Origin of the sequence: Rahnella sp. BCC 1045, assembly GCF_019049615.1 — a bacterium.
Taxonomy (GTDB): domain Bacteria; phylum Pseudomonadota; class Gammaproteobacteria; order Enterobacterales; family Enterobacteriaceae; genus Rahnella; species Rahnella contaminans.
This window is the reverse complement of the sequence record NZ_JAFMOZ010000048.1, coordinates 1-1,609: the sequence shown is the minus strand read 5'-3', so window position 1 is coordinate 1,609 and position 1,609 is coordinate 1. Positions and strand designations below refer to the sequence as shown.

Below are 1,609 nucleotides of genomic sequence, written 5' to 3'. Positions count from 1 at the left end.
CGCAACTGAATATGTTAATCGTAAAACATCCTTCAGAGTGGTTTTACAAAAGCGGTTCAGCAATATGGAACAAACCTTTAAAGGATATGACTGATTTCGATCCACAACATGCAACATTGAATAAAAGTCTCATCGATAGTCTTTCATGGATGGCCGAAGTAAAAAGTATAAAAGGGAATAGCGGTGTTTGGCATATGCATCCGGTCGTTTTCTTAAATGCTTTAATGGAAAAAGAAAAAAGAGTGGTTGAATATGCCTATTATGATTTAACCTTAGATCAAGCCGTTGACAAACAAATGCAGCTCACAGGCCCATCAGCACCTAAAATTGGGAATACGATTATAGCTTCACGAAGCGACGTGCGTTCATATGTAGACCCTGAAAATCATATGAATGGGGATGATTTCTATCAGTATTTAGACCTTTCAGCTCCATTGGGCATATCAGAAACAGAGATGAACAACTTCCTTAGCGGGAAAGGAGTTTTTGATGGTAAGGCATCTGTCTTCATTGAGGCTGGAAAAAAATACAATATCAGTGAAGCGTATCTTGTTGCTCATGCCTTATTAGAAACAGGAAATGGCACTTCGAGGTTTGCAGTCGGAAAAACCTATGAGGGTAAGACAGTACATAACATGTATGGAATCGGTGTTTCGGATGCAAGGCCTCAAGATGGAGCGAAACTGGCATACGCACGCAAATGGTTCACAGTTGATGCAGCAATTGATGGTGGTGCACAATGGATATCTAATCAATTCATTAATAATCCAACTTATAAGCAAAATACACTCTACAAAATGCGTTGGAACCCCCAATCACCCGCATCACATCAATATGCAAGTGATATTACATGGACTAAACAACAAGTTGAAAAAATAAAAAGTCGATATGACTTATTTCCGAACTCTACTCTTTATTTTGAAGTTCCTGTATACAACAAAGAGAACTCTAACAAATGAAAACAATAACATTTTTAATGCTACAGTTATTTTCTTGTTTAACTTTAGCAAAGTGCCCTGCAATTGACTTCAACTCTAACTTTGCTGACAATGGGACTGTTTATTCGAAGACAGTACAAACTGCAAAAAGAAGTTACTTCTATTTATCGCCAACGAATGACTGCAAAGAGAAAGATCTCTTCCTCATAAGGGGTGATAAAGTTACCAGTTACATGGCGTATAATGGATTTGAATTTATAAGCTATATCAACAAAGGAGGCGGGATAGTAAGTGGATGGATGCTCTCATCCAACCTTATAAACGAGACCACCTCGAATATAATTAAGATTAATAAGAATGACTTCTTTATTTACACAACTAAAGGACAAGTGGCACTAGATTCTTCATTTGAAACTTTTTATAAGTCATGGGGGCAATACCAAGAAAATCAGGAATCTGATGAACATTACTTCATAACTACAGGCACTACACCCTATAAAGCATTCTATCGAGCATACCCTGACTTCAATCTTATTACCTCAAATACAAATTATGCGATTAAAAATAGAGATTTTGATGATTACAGAATATCAACAATGAAATTAACCAATGGAAGAACCATCACTAGTCGAGGGGCTCACATAGGTTCCACAAGAGAGTCAGTATTAAAT

The 1,609-nt window shown here is 36.9% G+C and carries 2 protein-coding genes; both read left to right on the top strand.

The features are described from left to right. A partial coding sequence (locus tag J1782_RS00295) for an N-acetylglucosaminidase (RefSeq protein ID WP_217151905.1) occupies window positions 1-959 on the top strand: 959 nt, incomplete at its 5' end. Beyond that, window positions 956-1,609: hypothetical protein (locus J1782_RS00290; protein WP_371819698.1), on the top strand; the 654-nt coding region annotated here is incomplete at its 3' end. The genes J1782_RS00295 and J1782_RS00290, both read left to right, overlap by 4 nt.